Source organism: Salinispora fenicalii, from assembly GCF_000514815.1.
GTDB lineage: Bacteria > Actinomycetota > Actinomycetes > Mycobacteriales > Micromonosporaceae > Micromonospora > Micromonospora fenicalii.
This window is the reverse complement of sequence record NZ_AZWQ01000020.1, coordinates 92,060-112,773: the sequence shown is the minus strand read 5'-3', so window position 1 is coordinate 112,773 and position 20,714 is coordinate 92,060. Positions and strand designations below refer to the sequence as shown.

Sequence of the window (20,714 nt, the reverse complement as noted above, 5' to 3'; positions counted from 1 at the left end):
CGGTCGGCACCGCCCTGGTCCGCCGAGCAAGGCGGTGCCGACGTCGCTACGACCTGACCACCCGAATTACAAGGTGGTCCATTCGGTACAGACCGGACCGGAGTCAGCCAGGGTGCAGACCAACCGAGCCGGTCCCGGCGCGGTGCCGTCCAGCATGAAGCGCCCCAGACCATCCGCGTCGGTACCGACGGTCGATTCGGAACCCGGCTGTTCCACCTGCACCCGAGCCGGCTGTGGTGGCACCAGCTGACCGACGATCCGGAGCTGATCACGAACGGGAATGACCTCTACCTCGATAGTGATCGAATCTGCGCGAAAGGTCAGCAGCCGCGCCTCGTCGCCGCGGACCTCGGCTGCCCCAGACATGCTCTCCACCAGCTTGGCGAGCTCGGAATCGGGCGAGCGCCAACTGTAGCTGGCGACCGCGGCGGCGCGTACCGACTCCGGAACCGAATCGACCTCAGCCAGTAGGCTCCCTAGCCGGACAAGCAGCTCCTCATCTGATGTGGTTAATCGGTCGTCACTCATGCGTACGCACGCTCCCTAGGTACGTCGCTGCGGTGCTGGCTGATTCAGCAGTGCCCGAAGCGCGGCCAGGCACCGGGCACGCGAAGGGCCAAGACTGCCGATGGGCACCGAGAGCGCTGCAGCAGCGATCGCATAGCTGCCCACCGGCTCGAACACCAGTAACCGCAGTAGCTTCTGACAGCGTATCGGCAACTGACGGTACGCACGCCACAGCTCCGCATCAGTTTCCTCAGCGACCAGCCGCTGCCAAGGCTCCGGCTGCGACTCGTCCATGGGCTCTGACCTCGTGAATTCCGGAAGCGGCACCTCCCACCGGTTACGCAGCAAGGCAAGGGCCTCTCGGCGTGCCGTGGTGGCAAGCCACGCCCCTACCGATCCAGGATCACGTAGCTTGTCCAGATTTTCCACGAGCCGCAACCAGGTCGCCTGGCTAACATCCGCGACGTCAGCATCGTCGAGCCGGAATCCCCGCGCCACCGTGTACACCAGCCGCGCGTACCGGTCGACCAGCGCTTCCCACGCCGCCTGATCACCATTGGCAGCAGCACGCACCAGTCGACCCGCGTCGTCGTCGCTCATAGACAAGCATCGTACAGCGCTACCTGAGCGCATCAGATCAGCCCGATGTGGCCTCCAAACCGCTGGTCGGCCGCCCTCAGGTCGGCCATTAGCTGATTGGCAGCGGCTACCGCGCCGACCTCGGCGTCGATGCGGGTGGAGAGTTCGGCAGCCACTCGTGGCGCGGCGAACGAAGTTCCGCTCCATTGTGCCCACCCCTCGGGGAACAGCGCGTGGTCGATGTACGTGCTACGAACGTCCGCGCCCGGTGCGACCACGCTGACCCACGATCCGGCGTTACTCCAGGAGCAGAGGCTGGTGCCGTCGTGCGCGGCGACTGCCAGGACCTGATCACTCCACGACTCACCAGCACCAGCGAACGCGGCGGGCCAGAACGGATCGCTGCGGTTGCCGTCGTTGCCGGCGGCGGCGACCACCACCCGGTCGATCCCGGACAGGGCCTGCTCCAACGCCGCTCGTACGCCGAGCGGTGCGGATCCGTCGGCGGTGAACCCGCCGAGGGAAAGGTTGATCACCTTAGTATCCGGGTGCAGCCGGCCGAGGGAGGCGATCAGCTCGTCCTCCGTGCAGACACCGAAGGTGTCCAATGTACGAATTACCCGCATTACTGCACGGTCGGTATGACTCGCGATCACACCACCGATGAAGTTGGCGTGCCCCACGTCGCCGTCGAGCAGCCCATCCTCATCAACATCGGTCTCCGTTTCCACCTCCACACCGTCCCCGGCGAGGTAGCCGGCCGGAAGCGGGGTATCGGTCCAGAAGCCGGTATCGACGATGGATACCGCGACTCGATCGGTTTCGGCCGGCATCTTGAACGTTGACGCGGCGACGGGCGCCGGCGGACCGAATGGACCGCCATGGTTGAACGGACTGGACAGGAAAACGTGGTTGGGGCTGACCACCTGGTTACCGGCTGGACGACCCGAGCGCAGCTCGCGTACCGCAGCCGGCACGTCCAGCCCCGGTGCCCGGTAGCGACGCAGACCCGGCAGCAGCTCCTCGTCGCCGGAGCCAGGCTGCGCCGCCCGAGCACGGCCGAGATAGCGTTCGGCATCCCGGCGGCTGTCGTCGACGACCAACAGCTCGTCGGCGACGTACCATGCCCGGGCGTTACCGCCGACAGCGGTGTGCGCGAGCTTTGGCAGGCGCTCCAGCCGCGCCCGACGGCGGGCGGCGTATCGGTTCATGCGTTCTGAGGACGGAGGCATCCAGTTCTCCTTCGGTTGGGGCTTCGGTCACAGCCGCCAGCCGGGGACCGACAGGCGGGTGTTCGCACAGGAGAGAGTGGAGTACCGCGCGCTGATACAAATCGTGGGCAGCGGGTTGAGTCAGGAATTTGACTGATACCCACCCGAGCTGGGGATTGCCACAGTGAACAAAGTGGAAGCTTCACCGCACGGCTTTCCGGTCGTTCACCGCTGTGCCAAAATCCATTGGTGATGGGCAGCGCCGACCAGATGGACGACAGTCCAGCAGGCAGGGCGCTCCGCCTCGTCACCGCCGACCCAGCTCGCGCCGCCGAGCTAGCCGATGCTGCGCTCGCCACTGCCCGTGCAGGTGCGGATCCCGACCAAGAGACAGTGGCGCTGCGGGCACTCGGTCTCGCCGCACGGGAACAACACAACGCAGATCACGGGCTCCGCCACCTGCGCCGGGCGCGCCGCGTGGCCGAGGCGGCCCAACTCCCGGTCCGCGCCGCCGAAGCCCGGATGAGCCTGGCGCTGGTCTTGGCCGAGGCCGGCCAACCGCAACAGGCGCTACGAGAGATCGACGCCGCGTCACCGATCCTCCGTGGGCTGCCCGCCGCACGCCTACAGATGCAGCGGGCGCTGATCCTCGACCGCCTCGGCCGCTTCGATGAGGCGATGGCCGGCTACACCGACGCCCTGGCCGCGTTCCGACGGGGCGGGGACCGCCTGTGGCAGGCGCGTGCGCTCACCAACCGAGGGGTGCTGCACACCTACCGGTGCAGCCTGCGCCAGGCCGAGGCTGACCTGCGGGCCGCGGAGCAGGGCTACGCGGAACTCGACCAGGAGTTGGCCCTCGCCCAGGTCCGCCACAACCTCGGCTTCGTACTATCCCGCGCGGGTGACATTCCTGGCGCACTGCGCTGGTACGACCTGGCCGACCAGTACTTCGCCCAGACCACCCGCCCGGCGATCGCACTGATGGATCGAGGCGAACTACTCCTGGGGGCCCGGCTCCTACCGGAGGCTCGCGCGGCGGCCGAGGCCGCCCTGGACGCGGCCCGGGCGAGCCGAATGGGGCTCTACGAGGCGCAGGCCCGGCTGATGCTGGCCGAGGTCGCGTTGGCCGAGGCCGACCTGCCGACCGCCTCGAAGCAGGCACAGGCCGCGTACCGCCTGTTCAGTCGACAGAACCGACCGGCCTGGGCGGCGCTCTCCCGATACGTCAAGCTGCGGGCCAGCTCGCCGGACGAGCCGGCGCACCTGCGGCAGGCCCGCTCCGTGGCACGTGCGCTGACGGCGACTAGCTGGCCGATTCCCGCACTCGACGCCCGCCTCTACGCCGCCCGAGTCGCCCTCGACCGGGCGCTTCGCACCGGGCAACGCGCCAAGGCCGCAGCCATCGCCGGGGAGTTGAGCGCCATCCGCGCCGCCAGTCGTCGCGGGCCGGCCCAGCTCCGGGCCCGCGCCTGGCATGCTGAGGCACTCCGCCGTATCGCCACCGGCGACACCGCCGGGGCGCGCCGGGCGCTCAACGCGGGAATGGCACTGCTGGACCGCTACCAGGCAGCCCTCGGTGCCACGGAGCTGCGGGTGTTGGCCGGGGCGTACGCCCTGGAACTGGCCTGCACCGGCCTTCGACTCGCGGTTCAGGGCGGTCAGGCTCGGGCGGTCCTACGCTGGAGTGAACGGTGGCGGGCCGCCGCGCTACGGCTACCCCCCGCCCGGCCGCCGGACGAAGCCGGGCTCGCCGCCGACCTGGCCGAGCTGCGCCGCACCGTCGACGAAGCCACCCAGGCAAGTGCCGCGTTGGGGTCGACCCTGCTGCGTCGACAGCGGACAATCGAGGAACGGATCCGAGCCCGTAGCTGGCAGGCCAGCGGCACCGAGTCTAGTGCGGTGAGCGGGATATCGCTGGACCGGATCGCGGTGGAGCTGGCCGACCAGACGCTGGTCGAGCTGATCGACATCGACGGAGCGCTACACATCGTCGTGGTGCACGGCGGCCGGTTTCACACCCGGGCGCTGGGTGCGCTCGCCGCCGTCACCGACGAGCTTCAGGCACTACGGTTCGCGCTGCGGCGCATCCTGACCAGCCGCGGCAGCGATGACTCCCGGGCGGCGGCGGCGACCGCAGCCCGGTTCGCGGTGCACCGGCTGGACGACATGATCTTCGGTGCGATCCAGCCGTGGCTCGGCGCTGGCGGACTGGTCCTGGTGCCGGTCGGCGCACTGCACGCCATGCCCTGGGCCCTGCTGCCGACCTGTGCCGGGCGACCGGTCACGGTGGTGCCGTCAGCGTCGGAGTGGCTCACCGCGTCGGCCCGCCGCCAGGCCGCTCACCCGGCGACGACCACACTGTCCCACCAGCGAAACCCGGTGCTGGTCGCCGGCCCCGGCCTCGCCTATGCCGAAGCGGAGGTACAGCGGCTGGCGGGAACACTCGCGCCGGTCAAGGTGCTCCTCGGCCCCGACGCGACCGCCGAGGCAGCGCTCGCGGCGCTGGATGGCGCTCCCCTCGCCCACCTCGCCGCACACGGCACGTTCCGCACCGACAACCCCATGTTCTCGCATGTACGCCTCGCCGATGGCCCGCTGACCGTCTACGACCTGGAACGGCTCGCCTGCGCGCCCGGCACGGTGGTGCTCTCCGCCTGCGACGTGGGGCTGTCCGCAGTGCACCCGGGCGAGGAGCTGATGGGGCTGTCGACCGCACTTCTCCAACTGGGAACGGCGACGGTACTGGCCAGTGTCCTGCCGGCGCTGGACTCCGCAGCGCAGGAGCTGATGGTGGAGATGCATCGACGGTTGGCCACCGGCGACACACCGGGGCTCGCCCTCGCCGGCGCGCAGGCGGAGTTCGGTGCTGGCTTGGACGCCGGCACCGCCACCGCCGCCTCGTTCGTCTGCTTCGGCGCCGGCTGACCGACCTCTCCCGACCGCGGCCACACCGCACCAGTCCACCCTGCCGGCTGGCCTTGAGCGTTCAGTCGAGCCCACGGACGTTCTCCGTCGAAACACAGTGGACTGAGTAATTGCACAGTCACGCTCCGATCTGATACGTCGCGTTCGCGACATGGGTTGCATGCATCAAACGCATCCTGGGCCCCCTCTTATGGGGGAACCCGCACGGGTGACGACAAGAGCAACACATCCCATCGCACCGGACAGCTCGCGGGTTTCGTGTCCGCGCGCGACGAAAGAGAGGTGTGAACGTGCTCCAGCTAAAGAGCACCAGCAATGGTACGAGCAGGGTAGGAAGCCGCACCGGTCCCCTCATCGTCGGCATCGGCGGCACCATGCGCCCCGGGTCCTCCACCGAGCAGGCAGTCCGGGCAGTACTCTCCGCCGCCGAGCGGGCCGGAGCCCGTACGCACCTGCTCGGTGCCACCGCGCTACAGCTGCCGCTGTACCTGCCCGGCGAGAACCGACGCACGGCGGCGGCCCGGCAACTCGTCAACGCCGTACGCATGGCCGACGGGATCGTGATCGGATCGCCGGCGTACCACGGAGGTATCTCCGGCCTGGTCAAGAACGCCCTCGACTACATCGAGGACCTCAACGACGCGCCCCGCCCCTATCTGCATGGTCGAGCCGTCGGCTGCCTGGTCACCGCTCGCGGGTCCCAGGCCGCTACCACCCTCACCAGCCTCCGCGCGGTGGTGCACGCACTCCGGGGCTGGCCGACGCCGCTGGGCGTCGCGATCAACACGGAGAACGTCACATTCGCCCCCGACGGCATCAGCACCGACCCACACATCTCCTCCCAGCTGTCCCTGATGGGAGAACAGGTCGTCGAGTTCGCCCTCACCCGAGCCACTGCAGCCTGACTGCCGGCCCGACCCGAAGTGGAGTACGACATGTTGGACAACGACCGCTCCGCCGCACCCGCGGAAGTAGCCGACGGCACCACCGACAACCCGCCACTGCCGGGTGACGCCGCACCCGCCGCGCCCGTCGACAGCCAGCAGGCCAGCGCCCAGCCGATCGATCCCGACGTGGAGGGGCTCGACGACCTGGACAACGTCGACTTCGACCTCGATGAGGTGGAAAACAAGATCGCACCGCTCGCTCTGGCATCGAATGAGGCGATCCTGTGGCGCCGGTGACCGTAGCCGCCGGTGCCGCCGTCCGGGTGGACATCAACACCGGCCCCGCCAGCTCCTATGTCGGGCTGCGCGAATGTATCGCCGCGCTCCGCGCGGCAGGTGCCAGCTTTGGTGAGCTACCCCACCGCCACGCCGCGGAGTGGGCGGAACTGGCCCCCGACGAAACGCCAAGGGACACCCCCCTGCCACTTGGCGAGATTGCCCTCGCCGCCTCCGAGCGGCGACTCCACCGGGAGAGCGAGCAGGTCTACCGGGTCCTGTCGGTCGCGGCCGCCGCGCTCTGCGCCGGCACCGCGGAGTTGGGCCGTCCGCTGCTCGTCCGCGGCGCCGGCGGCACCGACCTGTCATCCCTACGCGGGCTGATGCGGGCCGTGGAGCACTCGCGGGTCCACCCCGGCGCGGCGCTGCTGCTGGATCGACCGGAGTCGGTCCGCGTACCGCTCGGACCGCACGCCGACTACCGCGCGGAGCGGGCTCGCTGCCTCCGTCGCATGGACCTGCCCATCACTGTCGACGACTTCGTGCTGGACTTGCCGTCGGGTGCGGCCTCCGCGGTAGCGCCCGTCTCCGAGGAGGGCAAGCTCTACCAGCGGGCACGCGACAAGGACAGCAGCGCCGTTGACCGGGTCGCCGCGGCCTTGGCCTACTGCCGGCGGGCCTTCTTCTCCGCGAACTGGGAAGGGATGGCGGTCGTCGCCACCGAGGCGATCGAGCTCCTGCCCAGGGTCTCCACGCCGGCTCTTCCCGAGCTACTGGCGAAGGCGGAACGCGAGGACAGCCTGGTCCACGCCATCGAGTTCGAAACCACGATCCTGCGCAGCACCGCTGACATCCGTGGCTTCCTCCTCAAGGTAATCGGCATCCAGGCCGGCTTCCGCGGAGACCAGGACGCGGCGGTCACCGCTTTCCGCGCCATTCGTGAGCACGACGACGGCCTCTCGCCGGAGATCCGCGCCCAGTCCCACCTGTACACCGCCCTCACGCTCTCCAAGCGCAAGAACCGCCTGGGCGAGGCGGTGGCCGAGGTCGAGCAGGGGTTTGAGGTCGTCCGGGAACGCCCGAACGAGGCTGACAGCGTCCGCCGTGAACGGGGCTGGCTGCACAACCTGCGCGGGCTGACCCTCTTCGCCGAGCGACGACTCGGCCTGGCGTTCGAGCATGAGAAGAAGGCGCTCGCCTGCCTCGCGGGCCTCAACGATGCCAGCTCCGCTCACCTACGTATCAATCTGTACTCCAACATCAGTGTGTTGCAGGAGAAGGCCGGCAAGTACTCGTCCGCCCTGGCCACCTGGGACAAGTTCCGGCAGGCCACCGGCTCCTCGACGGCGGGCTTCGCCAAGCACCACTCGTATCGCAGCGCCGGGTTGCGGCTGCTGGTCGGTGACCGGGACACCGCAGTCAAGGAAATCGGCACGACCCTCACCAACGCCGTTGGGCTCAACGACATCTTCCATCAGACCGAGGTCCGCCTCGAGCTGGGTATGCTCCACGCCACCTCCGGTGACCGTGAGGCGGCGGTCGCGGAGTACGAGCTGGCCGAGCAGGATGCGCGACTACTCGGCGACCCCTACCGGATCGCCCTCGCCCAGGCCGGACAGGTGATGACGGGTGGGGCCGGCGCGGACGTCCCGGCCACCGTGGCGAACGCGGCACTGAGCCTGAGCCGTCCGGTCGAGGCGACGGCCCTCGCAAAGGCGGTGTCCAGCTCGGCGGAGCTCGCCGACCTCCTGCCGAAGCCCCGCACGAAGCTCAACCGTCCCTTCGACCTGATCAACTTTCAGGACTGACGATGACTGAGCAACCAACCCCCTGGCAGCTCTACCCCCGGCTGCTTCTCCGTCGAGCGGGCTTCGGCATCGACCTGTTGACAGCCCTGGCCGATGAACCAACGCGAGAAGGTGCCGTGGAGTACCGCACGGCAGCGAAACAGTTCGGGCAGTGCCGCACCAACTTGATCGATGGCATCGCCCGGGCTGTCGCCCAGACCGATCGGGAGTCGGACCGGTCGCGGCTTCGGGCGCTGTCCCGGGCCCGCAGTCGAGCGGGGCGTGGCCTGTCGGTCAGCCCCGAGCAGGTGGACCCCGACCTGGCGCCAGCGGCGGCGGCCTACGGCACGGCGCAGGCCGAGCTGGAGCAGGCGGCCCAACGACTGACCGGCGTCCTCGCCCAGGAGGCGCTGCGCCGACCAGACCGGGTGCGCGCGCTGCTGGCCAACGATCGAGTCTGCGACGCGTTGCTTCAGCTCTCGCCCTCGTTCTACGGCGAGGTCCTGCGCTGGCAGCAGGGGTGGGCCACCCGGGGTGACGGTGCGAACCGGAACCGGGCCAAGGACCGCGCCTTCTACCGCCGCGCCTACCTCTACGGCCAGCGCCTGGCCGCGAAGAACGAGACGACCAGCTTCTTCGGTCCGCTGGTGCACGGACGGGTCGACCACGCGGCCGAAGGAATCGGGTTGGGCCCCGAGACCGGGTCGGGGGTCCACACCACGGAGGCGCAGACCGCGTTCTGGGCCGTGTGCGAGCTGGCCCGCAACCTCGGCGCCGATCCCGCCGTCCGCGACCAGCTGCCGGTGACCTGGGTAGCGGCCTGCCGTCGGCGAGCGGAGGCCGAAGCCGGCACCGGCACGGTGCAGACCAGCGGCGGGCGCCGGATCCGGCTCTCCGGCACCCACTGGCGACTCGTTCGCGACGTCAATGACCACCGTTCGGTACGGGACCTCGCAGACCTCGCCGGAATGGAGGTCGCCGAGGCACGCACGATCCTGGACCGGCTTCGGCAGGTCGGCGCCGTACGGCTGTGGCCCGAGCCGCCGTCCACCACCGCCCGTCCGCTGGACTGGCTGGTGGGCTTCGCGCAGCAGCACGCCGGTGGCACCGAGTGGCCGACACGGCTGCGGGAGCTCGGTGCCCTGGCTGACCGGTACGCAGCCGCCGCCGGGCACCACCAGCGGGCGGCCATGCTGGCCGAAGTGGAGGCGGGTTTCTCCGCGCTGACGGCGACCGACGCTCGCCGGGCCGGCGGGCAGATGTACGCCGACCGGTTGGTGGTGTCGCTGGACGCCAAGGGTGACCAGTGCCCGGTGGTGGTCGGCGGTGACATCGCCCGGCGCTGGGAGGAGCAGCTCACCCCGGTGCTGGATGTCGCGGCCCGCTATGGCGAGCTCCAGCAACAGGTCGCCGCGCAATTGTGCGCGACGGTCATCAGCGAGGCGGGAACAGATTCGTTGCCCTATGACGAACTGATCCGCCGGGTGCTACCAGCGGTCGAGGCGGGGGCGCTGACGGCGCTCTCCGACCCGGTGCGGGAGTTCACCCAGACCTACACCGAGCTGGTACGCGCCGGCCTGCGCGGGCAGGAGGCCCGGTTGTCCCCCGCCGCCCTCGCGGCACTGGCGCCCAGCCCGGGCCGGGACCGATTCGTCAGCCCGGACCTCATGCTGGAGCGGCAGCCGGACGGCTCCGACCTGCTGGTCCTGGGTGAGCTTCACCCCTACGTCTTCGCCTGGGGGTCGCAGGGGCTCTTCTCCGATGATCAGGAGCGGATGCTGGCCGACTTCACCGCGGGGCTCGAACCGTGGGGCGGCCCCGACCAGCTCGCCACAGTCATCCGTCGACGACGGCACAAGGGCCTGGTCGCCGACTGGTTTCCGGGACGCTTCGTCGAGGTCACCTCCGTGGCCACCGACGACCGCAAGCGCACCGTGGCGCTTGCTGACCTAACCGCCGTCCTGGTTGATGGGAAACCGCGGCTGCGCGCACCCGACGGTGAGCTGACCCTCTACGCCGGCGAGGACGACCACGTTCACCTCCGGGCCTTCGCCGCACCGGGCGTGGCTCTCCCCCTGATCCGATTCGGTGACTTCGCACCCCGGATTCGCGTGGGGGACGTCATCGTGCAGCGGGCCCGCTGGTGGTTCAGCGCCGCTGACCTCGGCGTTGCCGAGGTCCGGGACGCCGCCACCGCGTTCCTCGCGGTGCAGTCCCTACGCGCCCGGCACGAAATTCCCCGCTTCTGCTTCGTCTCGGCGGCACACGAACCCAAGCCGGTCGGGGTTGACCTCGACAACCCGCTGGCCGTGGACGCGCTGCTGGCGTTGACGTTGGCCGGCGACGGGAAGGTCTCGCTGGCCGAGATGCGGCCCGCACCGGACGCCCTGTGGCTACGCCACGGCGACAAACCCGTGACCGCCGAGTTCCGGATCGCTATGAGAAGGGCTTCGTCGTGACCGTCCCCACCAGAGTCGGCCCGGCCGATCCCAGCTGGGAGCTGCTGCCAGTCCTCGTGCTGCGCAGCGCCGGCTTCCCCTGGCAACTGATCGAGTCCCTGACCTATCGACAGACCACAGCGCTACTCGGCGAGTTGGCCACCCTGGAGCGAAGGGCTGCCGAGGTGGCCTCCCGGATGCGCGCTTCGGCTCGTCTCACCCGAGGCCAGCAGAGCAAGCTACGCAACGTCCGCCCGCTGCCCCCATCGGACATCTTCGACCAGGCCTGGCTCACCGAGTGGAACGAGATCGCCGAGCAGGTGACGCGGACCCGGGACCAACTGGAGCCGACCGTCGAAGCGGACGCGGCGACGGTCAATGCGGCGCTCGCGGAGATCCGTACCGACCCGCGGATCAACGATGCCATCGTCTGCTCCTCCCCCGCCGTCCATCGGGATCTGGTCCGGGGGGCGACCGGGGGCAGGATCCGCCGCCAACTCGCCGCGTACGCGCAGCGCCTGGCGGCGAAGAGCGAGACGATGAGCTTCTTCGGGCCGATCAACTATGGCCGGGTGGACGCCGGCTCGGACGCGCCCACGACGTTGTCGTGGGCCGGCCACCAAGAAATCCGGGTTCGCCAGGCGCACTGCGCCGCCCGGGTCAACGACGCCGTCCAGATGATGATCATCGACGATGACGCGTTGGTGACGCACCTGGTCCCCATCCGCAAGACCACGGCCCGGCCGCCCCGCCGAGATGACCCGTTGGCCGAGTTGATCCGGGCGGTGGACGGCGACCGCACGCTAGCTGAGCTCGCCGCGGCCAGCGGCGACGAGGTGACCCGTACGGTCGGGCTGTTCCGCACGGCCGTGGCCAAGGGGGTACTGACGCACTCCTGGTGCCCGCCGGCGACGACGGTGGATCCGTTGCGCTGGACCCTGGAGCGGATCGACGAGGCCGACGCCGAGACCGCCAGCCGCGCGGCGGCCGTGCGGTCGCTGCTGGTCAAGGTGCTCGACCTCCTCGACAGCTACCCCTGGACCTCGCCGGAGCGCAAACTGGCCATTCAGGCCGAGGTGGAGGCCCTGCTCCCCACTGGTGGGCCGACGAACCGCAGCCGCTTCTACAACGACCGGGTGATCATCCACGAGGCCGCGGTGGGGACTGCCCAGCTGGAGCTCCGTGGGCAGCTCGCCCACGACCTGCGGGCGGCGGCGGCCCCCGTACTCGACCTGCTCGCACATGAGGCGGAGCTGACCCGGGTGCAGACCAACCGAGCGGTGGCACGACGGCTCGGCCCGGGCCGCACTCCGCTGCTGCGAGCGCTGCGCCTCTGCGCGGACATGTCCATCGAGTTCGGCGGTCAGCTCAGTACGGAGCTGGCCCGCGTCGTCGGCGAGGCTGGACCGGAGGCGAGTGAGCTCGACATCGCCGGGCTGCTGCCCCCCGTTCCCGCCCCCACCGCACCAATTCTCTGCTCCATCGACGTCCTGATCGGCACGGCCAACCTGACCGACTACGACCCGAGTACGACTCCGTTGGTGCTCGGCGACATCCACGATGCAGCGCTGCTCACCCCGTGGGCCCTTCAGTTTCATCCGGAAGCGGCGACGCTACTGGCCGAGCGGGACGCCGCCGTGCGGCGGGCCCTCGGCGACCAGATAGCCGTCAACGTGATCTCCCGACGGACGACCGGGCTCCCGCCGCTGGAGTTCCCCGGCGTCGTACTCGAGCTGGGTGGCTCCGCCACTGCCGGCCGGCACCGGATCGGCCTGGACGAACTCTGGCTCGACAGTGACGGGGAGCAGGTGGTGCTTCGGGGAGCGAACTTCCCCGGGCAAAGCCTGCTGTTGCACAACGGCGAGCTCGACACCGCGGTACACACCGCACTCGCGCTGCCCCGCATTCGTCGCGCCGTCCTACCGACGCTGCCGTACCTGCCCCGACTGCGCTGGGGCAACGCGGTCTTCTCCCGGCGCCGCTGGCTGGTGCCGAGCGCCGAGGTACAGACCTTGCTCCGCGGCCAGCGGGACCTGGACCTGCTGCTCGGTGCCGCCCGGTTGGTCTCCGACCGCGCCCTGCCGAACCGTTTCTTCGTCAAGTCGCCCGCCGAGCGCAAGCCGGTGTACGTCGACACCGCGAGTCCCGACCTGCTGAAGGGGATGGCACGGCTGGCGGCCACCGACGACCACCTCGCCATCACCGAGGCCCTGCCGGCGCCGACCGACGCGTGGCTCCGCGACGGTGAGCTGCGATTCGCCTCGGAGCTGCGCTGCGTCTACCTACGGGGTGGTGGACAGTGATGCGCCGGGTGATCCTGCCACCCCTGTACGACCTGAGCCTCGAACCGGTCCTGGGGCCCGAGGACGAGCTGTTCGACGCCAACGCCGAATTCCTCGACCGGCTCTGCGCTCCGGCGAGCCTGCGCGCGTTGGCCAAGGCCTCGGCGCGGCCGACGTCCGGTGTGGCCGAGACCGAGGTGGCCACCAAGGCACTCTTCGCCGCGGCCGCCGCGACGATCCTGGACCGCGGGCGCTACGACTGGGGCCGGCTCCGGGCGACGGGTCTGGCCCTGCGGCTGACCGCCGAAGCGGACCCGACGATCCGCTTGGCCGTGGACGATGTCGAGCTGGTCAACGGAACCACCGAGTCGGGCGCCGACGTGGTTTCCGCCGCGACCGGGACCGCCCTGTTCGCCCCGGAGGCCGACCGGGCCCGTGCCTGGGCACCGGGGGCTCGGGTGCACCTGCTGGTCGAAACCGACCAGCAGCTTCCGGCCGCCGCCGCGTTGGCGGTGGCGCTGGGTCCGCACCGAGTCACCCTCTGCGGGCGGTTCGCCGCCGCACACCGGAAGGCGCTACGTGCGCTCGCACCGTTTGCCGGCGCCGAGATCGAGGACTGGACGCCGTCCTGGCGCCTACGGCGGGAGTGGGTCCCGGCGGGCGAAGACATCCGCTGGATCCGCGATGCCCACCAGTGGTACCCGGGGCGGCCCTGGGCGGGTTGGCTCGCCCCCGAACAGGCTGTGCTGCTGCCGGCCCGAGCCTGGCGGGACTGCCGCGGGGTGGCGCTGACCGTGGCCCGCTTCTCCTCCTGGTCGGCGGTGGCGGGGGTGAGTGGCATCGACACCGACCTGGAGACGGTACGCCGGCTCGTCGGCGATGACCGGCTGGCCGTCGAGTTACTGGTCGGCGCCCCGGGGCTGGATGCCGACGCGACCACGACCGCCGCCCGGCGGCTGCGCTCCGGGCCCGGACCCCGGTTGGCGGGTCTGAGCCCGTTCCGGCTGACCAGCCGGACCGGTCCGCGCAGCTCGACAATGTGGGGTGGGGTGCCGCTGACCCGACAGGACGCAGCGCGGCACGATCTCCCCCGCTGGGATCGTTTTCACGGGCCGGGTTCGCTCGACGACGCCGACCGGCAGCGCATCACCAGCACGTTGACCGCCGAGTTCGGCGCCGAAACCGAGCTGTATCCCGGTCGACTCGCCTGCTGCGCGCTCGCTCCCGGAATCCAGCCCCCCGCCACCTGGGAACCCTCCGCCGCGGTCGTCGAGGCCAGCGGGGCAGGGCCAGATGAGCGCGGACCCGGATCTTTCGTGGTGAACCTACGCACAGGTAGCGCGTTTCGACTGCACCCGAGACTGACGCCCGTCGTACGGCGGTTGGCGAACGGTGACGCTGCCGTCTGGCAGCACCTCAGTGACACGGTCCGTACAAAACTGTCCGGTCAGCTGGTCCGGGCCGGAGCACTCCGGAGTCCACAATGACAAGAAACTGGCGCATTGGCCGCGAGTTCATCGTGCGCCACGCGGGAATGCCGTTCGACTGGCTGGAGGAGCTGGGCGCCTCCGACGACCTGTTGGAGCTGGCCGACGAGGTGGTCCGGCGGGAGGAGGTCCTCCTGGCCAGCGTGGCGACGCACTTCGCCGGCGATCGAGCCGCTGGGATCCGGGCAGACGTGTTGCACGGCCGGATCGCTCAGCTGCCCCGGGCCGCCGGGCCGGACTGGCGGGCGGCGGTCGATGCCTGGGGGGAGGCACTGGCCCAGTACGTCCGCGCCTACCGGGAAGCGGACGAGCAGGTCGGCAAAGAACTCCGGGAACTGCTGGGCACGTCCCAGGTCTCCGAGGCGGTCTTCCTGTCCAACCCGGATGCCTATCGCAACATGCTGCAACCATTCCTGGCGTACCAGGGGGCACTGAACTCACGCTGGCGGCGGGTACGCCGACAGATGTACACCTACGTGCAACGATTCTGCGCCAAGAACGAAACTGTCAGCTTCTTCGGCCCGATGGCGTACGGCACGGTGGGCCCCGGAGACGACGCCCAGCTCCGCCGAGACGTCCCCCGTACGCGTCGGGTGTTTCTGTCCCACTGGGCGGCGCGGGCCCTGGCGTTGGCCATCGCCCGGGACTCCGCGATCCTGCCGCACCTCCGACTCCACCGCACCGGCCGCGGCGCCGATCCGGGTGAGCCGATCCTGGCCCAGGTACTCCCGGGCGGCACGACCGTGCGGCAGCTGATCCACCGTTCGGGCCGCCCCGCCGCCGAGGTGGTACGGACGCTGATGAAGCTGGTGGCGACCGAGCATCTCACCATCGGACTCGGCGGCGGCGACTACGACCTGGACCCCCTCACGACCCTGCGTGAACAACTCGCCGCGCTACCGGCCACACCCGCCCGAGACCAATGGCTCGCCCGGCTCGACGATTTCGCCGCGCTCCTGGCGGAGCTGGGCGAGCAGCCGCTGGAGCGCAAGGTCACCACGGTGGCCGCGGTGGAGGCCCGGTTCACCGAGATCACCGGCAAACCGGCCCGCCGGGGCGCGGGCGCCGCGTACGCCGACCGGGCGGTCTTCTTCGAGGAGTGCGCGTCCCCCTTCGCCCTCACCATCGGGGCCGAGCTGATTCGGCGCTGGGAGGAGCAGCTAACCCCGCTCCTGGAGGCCTGCGTCACGCACGGTCAAGCCACCCAGGCCGCGGCGGCCGGGGCCGTCCGGGAGAGCTTCGCCGGCAACGGCCAGGACGTCGAGCTGAACCTCCTCGAGTACGCGACCCGGGCCGCCACGGACCAGTCCGACTCCACCAGCACCTACCAGGCGACCTACGCGCCCAGCTACCCCGGTGAGGCCTGGCGGTCCGAACTGGCCCAGCTCATCGGCCAGGCCGACGCCCTCGACGGCGACCGGTACGCCGTCATCGACCTCTGCCCTGCCGCGACGGACGCGGCGGGGCTGGACGAGGCGCCGTTGGTGTTGTCCCGCGCCCACCACCACCTGTTGGTCGACAGCTGGCTCGCCACCATGCATCCGGATCCGCGACGGTTCGGCGCAGCCGCCGCCGAGTGGGTCGCCCGCCGGGCTAGCGACCTGGTCGGTCTCGACCTCGGTCGTCGGAACAAGGGCTACTACCGGTTCCCCGGCCGGGAGGTCGCGATGCGTCCGCTCTCCTGGACCGACGAGGGCCGAGCGGACCTACTCAAACCCGAAGACCTCCAGGTCTCCATCACCTCCGATACGGTCACCCTCCGGGATCCGGACGGTCGCATCGTCACCGCGTACGTCCCGCTCAGCGACTTCGTCAAGTACGCGCCCATCGCCGCGCTGTCGCACCCGCAGGTCCTGCACCCCACCTTCCGTACCGCCACCGGCGGCGCGCTGCCCGAGGTCGTGCTGGGGGCGGTGACCCTGCAACGCGCCCGCTGGCGGGTACCGACCCAGACCTTGGCGGCGGCGGAGCCGCACACCCGGTTCCTCGGGCTGCGTCGGCTCGCCCGCGACACCAACGTCCGGTTCCTCTTCGGCCGCAGCGCCCACGAACGCAAGCCGTACCTGATCGATCTCGCCTCCCCACTCGCAGCCGACCTGGTCAACCACATCACCCGGGGCTGCGACGAGATCGACGTGGAGCGGATGGCACCGGGACCGGACGGGCTGTGGCTCCGCGACGCCGAGGGACGGCGCTACACCAGCGAGCTGCGGATGCAGGTCGTCGGCGAAGGCGGGCAAGCATGACGCCGACGATCTGGTTCAGCGAGCACTCCCTACGGCTACGGGTTGACGTACGACCGGACGGCTCATTCCCGATCCAACGCTCGGCCGTCCGGGGGATGAGTGTGGAGCGGCACCTCGGCGACGGCTGCACCGAACACCGGTTCGCCGACGGCGACGCGCTGCTCGGGACCGGTTGCGCCGGGCCGACCGCGCCGGCCGCCGACGTCCTGCGCGAGGTTCAGGGCCGACCGGTGTTCGAGGTGACGGCGCAGCACCGCGCGCTGCTCACCGCAATCGCCGCCGAGACCGACGCCGAGCTCGTTCTCGGCGTCGCGGAGCAGCACGTCGCGGCCGGAGACCCGGACCAGGTCCGCACCACCCACCGCTTCGTCGCGACGCTGCTGCTCACCTTGACCGGCGACGACGGCACCCGGCACACCCAGTCGGTTCGGTGGAATCCGACCGACGATCCCGACACGCTGGCACGGGCGGCGAGGCAGACGGCCACCCAGATGCGGGGTCGGCTCGGTCTGCCGCTGGCCGAGGAGCTACCCGCGAACGCGGACCTCGTCCTGCTGCCGGGGTTCGCCGGGGCGTTCTTCCACGAGCTCGTCGGGCACCCGATGGAGGCCGACGTCGTCGCCTCCGGCACCAGCTACCTGGGCCAGCAGCTCGGGCAACGGGTTGCCCCACCCTGGCTGTCCATCCTCGACGGCGGTCACCTCGCCGCCGGCGGCTATCGGAGCGCCTTCGACGACGAGGGAGCCGACTCGGTGACCACCCGCTTGATCGACCGGGGCATGGTTGGCCGGCCGATGAACGATCTGGCCCTGGCCCAGCGCCTGAACACCACCAGGACCGGCCACGGGCGCCGGCAGAACTACCGACACCCCGCGATCCCCCGAATGACGCACACCGCGGCGGTGCTGGAGCCCGGCGTCGAGGTCGAGGAGCCGGCCGGGGACTGGATCGCTCCCCGCGGGCTGCGGCTGGAGATGATGAATATCGCCTCGGGCGCGTTCGTCTTCCACGCGCCGATCTCCGTACTGCACCGGGCCGACGGCACCACCGCCCGGCTCGGCCCCCTCCGCATCATCGGCGACGGCGCGCGGGCGCTGGCACGCATCCGGCCGTACGCACACCAGGTCGCCGGGTATCTCCGGGCCACCGGTGGCTGCGGCAAGCTTGGGCAGTATCCGGTCCTGGTCTCCTTCGCCAACGCGGGCCTCCGGCTCCCCGCCGGATCGGTCGGGATGCGGACGGTGCGCCATGCCTGAGCTTCGGCTACGCGCCTCCGGGCTACTCACCCCCACCTCCGCTGGCCCTCGGCTGACCGTGTCGCTGGACCTCGTGCAGCTACACCGGGACGACTCCGGACGGGTCCTCGGCTCGGAGCGGGTGGGTGGATCCGCTACCGACACGGCGGCCAAGAACGTAGCGCTGCTGCTCACCGACGCCACCGCTCGGATCGGCGGTGCCCTCGACGGGTTACAGAGCGCCGTCGCCACGGTCCACGAGTGGCGAGCCGACAACGACCTGCCGGTCTCGGGTCGCAGCGACCTGCTGCTCCGGGTCGAGACCGCGGCCGGGCCCGTCGTACTCGGCACCGCCGGTCATGGCACACCGCTGGAGTTGGTGTCGGCCGTCGCGGGGCAGGACCTGGCGGTGCTGGCGCACCCGCCAGCCGCCGAACCGCCGGCGGGCTGGCGGGATCGCCCGCTCATCCTGCGCCCCGCGCCCGCGGCCGTGCTCGTGGCCGGCACGGCGTTCTCCCTCTCCTCGCGCAAGGGCCGGCAGACCGCGGCGCAACTCGCCGGGCGCCGGGTACTACCCGCGCTGACCATCCGGGATCTCCCCGTGGTGCCGGCCGGGTACGACCGGGACGACCTCGGTGAATCCGCCACGGCCAGCACGCTGGTGGACGCCGGCCGGATCTGTCCCCCCGGGCAGTGGCGCGACGGTGTGCCGCCGGGCCGGGCGGTCTGGGATCACGACACCGCCGCCTGCGGTCCGCCCCCGATCGTCCGGCTCGAGCTCGACGGGCCCGAGGCGATAGCACCCCCGAACGCCATCGAGCTGCAGTGGTGTGTCGAAGGGCTCCAGCGCTACCACGGCGACGGCACGATCCGGGTCCACTGTGTGGCCCGACCGGTGGACCACCCCGAGGAGACCTTCGTGATCGTGCTGCACGGCAAGCCCATCCACCTACTCCGTCATGCCCGCGGTCTGACGGGCCCCCGAACGGCTGTCTACAGCGACAGCGACGTGACCACCCGCTCGCTGGTACTCGCCAGCGCAGCCGAACTGGAAGGTGCCGGACATGCAGTCGTTACCGTCAACTCCTGACTTCGCCATCGTCGGCGGCGGAATAGTCGGTGCGTGCCTGGCGGAGGAGTTGAGCAGCCAGGGCGCCTCGGTCCGGGTGCTGGACGCCGGCGCCGAGCCCGGACACGCGACCCATCGCGCGGCCGGGGTGGCGGTGCCCTCCCTGCGCTACCTGGACGACCACGAGTTCTACTCCTGGCTGCGCAGCGCGAAGCTGGACCTGGACGCGGACGTGGCCCGTCTGGAGCCGGAGTTCGGCACCTTCAGCGTGGGACGGCCGATTCTGCGCGCCCTGCGCGAGCAGGACATCGAAACCTACGGCCACCTGTTGACGGAGGCGGGGGCCGGGGCGCGGGTCAGCGGCGACGACCTCGCCGCTGTCGCGACCGGCCTGAAGCTCCCCACCAGCCGACACTACCTGCACGCCGAGGGCGGGCTCATGATCGACGGACGGCGGTATCTGGCCGCGGTCCGCGGCCGCTGCCGCGAACAGGGGGTCGACTGGCGACAGGAGTGCCGGGTACGCGAGGTGCGTGCGGACGGGCACCAGGTGGCGATTCGTACGGACCACGCGACACTGCACGCCGACCGGGTGGTGATCGCCGCTGGCGCGTGGAGCTCCGGCACCGGGCTGGCCGAGTCCACCGGGATCCGGCCGCAACGCGGTCAGATGGTGGTGTTGCGCAGCGACGAGAAGTTGACCAGCATCCTCTCCTCCGCCTACTACCTCGCCCCGGGTGTCGGCGATGACATCCTCGTCGGCGCCACCGAGGAGGATGCCGGTTTCGCCGATCACGTCACCACGCAGGGCGTCGGGGCGCTGCTGCGGTTCGCCACCACCGCCATGCCCAGCCTCGCCGCCTCGGTTCCCGTGGAGCTGCGGGCGGGGCTGCGGCCGGTCTCCGACACGGGTCGGCCGTTGGCCGGGGCACTGCCGGGTCAGGATCGGATTTTCATCTCGGCCGGACACGCCGGTCATGGGCTGCTCTCGGCCCGCACCACCGCCAAGGGGATGGCGGCCGGGCTACTCGGCGACGACTGGGACGCCCTGCCATACCGCATGTGCCCGACGCAGGCACAGGGAGGTGCCGCGTGATGCGCATCGATCACGTGATTCTCGGGGCCCGCACGATCGAACCGCTACGGGAGTTGCTGTGGGAGCGGCACGGCTTCGGGATCACCGACGGCAGCCCGAACCCGGACGGCACCGCGAGTTGGGTCGTGCCGTTCGACACCCCCGACGTCCAGTATCTGGAGCTTCTCGTCACCGACGATGAGCGGGAACTGGGCAGCACCGACTTCGGCCGGGCCTTCCTGGAGCGGACCGCGGACGGTCCAACCTTCCTCAACTGGGCGGTGCTCACCGACGACATCGCCGCCACCGCGCAGCAGGTGGAACAGGTCACCGGCACCGACCCCGGCCTGCTGCGGGGCGAGTCGGTACGCGCCGACGGCCAGCGGGTGCCGTGGGCGGAGGCCGCCTTCGACCTGTCGTGGCGAAGCCAGGTGCTGCCGTTCTTCCTGAGCTACGGCAACCCCGCGGATCGAGCGGAGCGGGTAGCGGGTGACCTACGGGCAGCCGGGCACCGGGTGCGGCCGACCGCGCTCGCGGGTCTGGTGACGGGCCCGGCACCGGAGCGAGCCTGGGCTCCACGGTGGCCCGGCGTGGCGGGGCTCGCGGTAGCGGTCCAGGACGACGCGGGCCCGAAGATCACCGAGGTCCGGGTCGAGACCGACGCGGGCGACACGGTGGTGCGCCTGCCATGAGCCGAAGTCGAACCGCTC

At 70.8% G+C, this 20,714-nt stretch carries 15 protein-coding genes; 12 read left to right on the top strand and 3 right to left on the bottom strand.

What is annotated here, in order from left to right:
* Positions 1–66 precede the first annotated feature (66 nt).
* Genes B116_RS0110545 through B116_RS0110535 form a run of 3 tightly spaced genes read right to left on the bottom strand, consistent with a single transcriptional unit; the run spans position 67 to position 2,318 of the window.
* On the bottom strand, positions 67–528 hold the full coding sequence (locus tag B116_RS0110545; protein WP_018722932.1) for a hypothetical protein: 462 nt from the start codon (positions 526–528) through the stop codon (positions 67–69).
* A 15-nt stretch (positions 529–543) separates the two neighbouring features.
* Complete coding sequence (locus tag B116_RS0110540) at positions 544–1,107, bottom strand: RNA polymerase sigma factor (protein WP_018722931.1); 564 nt, start codon at positions 1,105–1,107, stop codon at positions 544–546.
* A 32-nt stretch (positions 1,108–1,139) separates the two neighbouring features.
* The gene (locus B116_RS0110535; protein ID WP_026321841.1) at positions 1,140–2,318 is read right to left on the bottom strand and encodes a S8 family peptidase; all 1,179 of its coding nucleotides are present in this window, start codon (positions 2,316–2,318) and stop codon (positions 1,140–1,142) included.
* 231 nt (positions 2,319–2,549) lie between these two features.
* On the opposite strand from B116_RS0110535, the gene B116_RS0110530 reads away from it, so the two are divergent.
* The 12 genes from B116_RS0110530 to B116_RS0110475 all read left to right on the top strand — a co-directional run bounded on the left by B116_RS0110530 (position 2,550) and on the right by B116_RS0110475 (position 20,696).
* Positions 2,550–5,222: a CHAT domain-containing protein gene (locus B116_RS0110530; RefSeq protein ID WP_027660064.1), complete on the top strand. Its 2,673-nt coding sequence runs from the start codon at positions 2,550–2,552 to the stop codon at positions 5,220–5,222.
* A gap of 284 nt (positions 5,223–5,506) precedes the next feature.
* A complete protein-coding gene (locus B116_RS0110525; RefSeq protein ID WP_027660063.1) occupies positions 5,507–6,127 on the top strand; it encodes an NADPH-dependent FMN reductase in 621 nt (206 codons plus the stop codon).
* An 18-nt stretch (positions 6,128–6,145) separates the two neighbouring features.
* Positions 6,146–6,406, top strand: a complete 261-nt coding sequence (locus B116_RS0110520; protein ID WP_027660062.1) for a lymphostin biosynthesis Trp-donating RiPP — start codon at positions 6,146–6,148, stop codon at positions 6,404–6,406.
* Positions 6,394–8,193, top strand: a complete 1,800-nt coding sequence (locus B116_RS0110515; RefSeq protein ID WP_027660061.1) for a hypothetical protein — start codon at positions 6,394–6,396, stop codon at positions 8,191–8,193. The genes B116_RS0110520 and B116_RS0110515 overlap by 13 nt, the downstream gene beginning before the upstream one ends.
* Positions 8,194–8,195: 2 nt before the next feature.
* Entirely contained in the window at positions 8,196–10,631 is a 2,436-nt protein-coding gene (locus B116_RS0110510; RefSeq protein ID WP_027660060.1) for a lantibiotic dehydratase, read from the top strand.
* Entirely contained in the window at positions 10,628–12,913 is a 2,286-nt protein-coding gene (locus B116_RS0110505; RefSeq protein ID WP_027660059.1) for a lantibiotic dehydratase, read from the top strand. The genes B116_RS0110510 and B116_RS0110505 overlap by 4 nt, the downstream gene beginning before the upstream one ends.
* A complete protein-coding gene (locus B116_RS0110500; RefSeq protein ID WP_027660058.1) occupies positions 12,910–14,379 on the top strand; it encodes a hypothetical protein in 1,470 nt (489 codons plus the stop codon). The genes B116_RS0110505 and B116_RS0110500 overlap by 4 nt, the downstream gene beginning before the upstream one ends.
* Positions 14,376–16,625, top strand: a complete 2,250-nt coding sequence (locus tag B116_RS0110495; protein ID WP_027660057.1) for a lantibiotic dehydratase — start codon at positions 14,376–14,378, stop codon at positions 16,623–16,625. The genes B116_RS0110500 and B116_RS0110495 overlap by 4 nt, the downstream gene beginning before the upstream one ends.
* The gene (locus B116_RS0110490) at positions 16,622–17,881 is read left to right on the top strand and encodes a metallopeptidase TldD-related protein (protein ID WP_018722919.1); all 1,260 of its coding nucleotides are present in this window, start codon (positions 16,622–16,624) and stop codon (positions 17,879–17,881) included. Before B116_RS0110495 ends, B116_RS0110490 begins: the two co-directional genes overlap by 4 nt.
* Positions 17,874–18,950 (top strand): hypothetical protein, encoded by a 1,077-nt coding sequence (locus tag B116_RS0110485; protein WP_027660056.1) that lies wholly within the window; start codon positions 17,874–17,876, stop codon positions 18,948–18,950. The genes B116_RS0110490 and B116_RS0110485 overlap by 8 nt, the downstream gene beginning before the upstream one ends.
* Complete coding sequence (locus B116_RS0110480) at positions 18,925–20,025, top strand: NAD(P)/FAD-dependent oxidoreductase (RefSeq protein WP_018722917.1); 1,101 nt, start codon at positions 18,925–18,927, stop codon at positions 20,023–20,025. Before B116_RS0110485 ends, B116_RS0110480 begins: the two co-directional genes overlap by 26 nt.
* Positions 20,025–20,696 (top strand): VOC family protein, encoded by a 672-nt coding sequence (locus tag B116_RS0110475; protein ID WP_018722916.1) that lies wholly within the window; start codon positions 20,025–20,027, stop codon positions 20,694–20,696. The genes B116_RS0110480 and B116_RS0110475 overlap by 1 nt, the downstream gene beginning before the upstream one ends.
* Positions 20,697–20,714 lie beyond the last annotated feature (18 nt).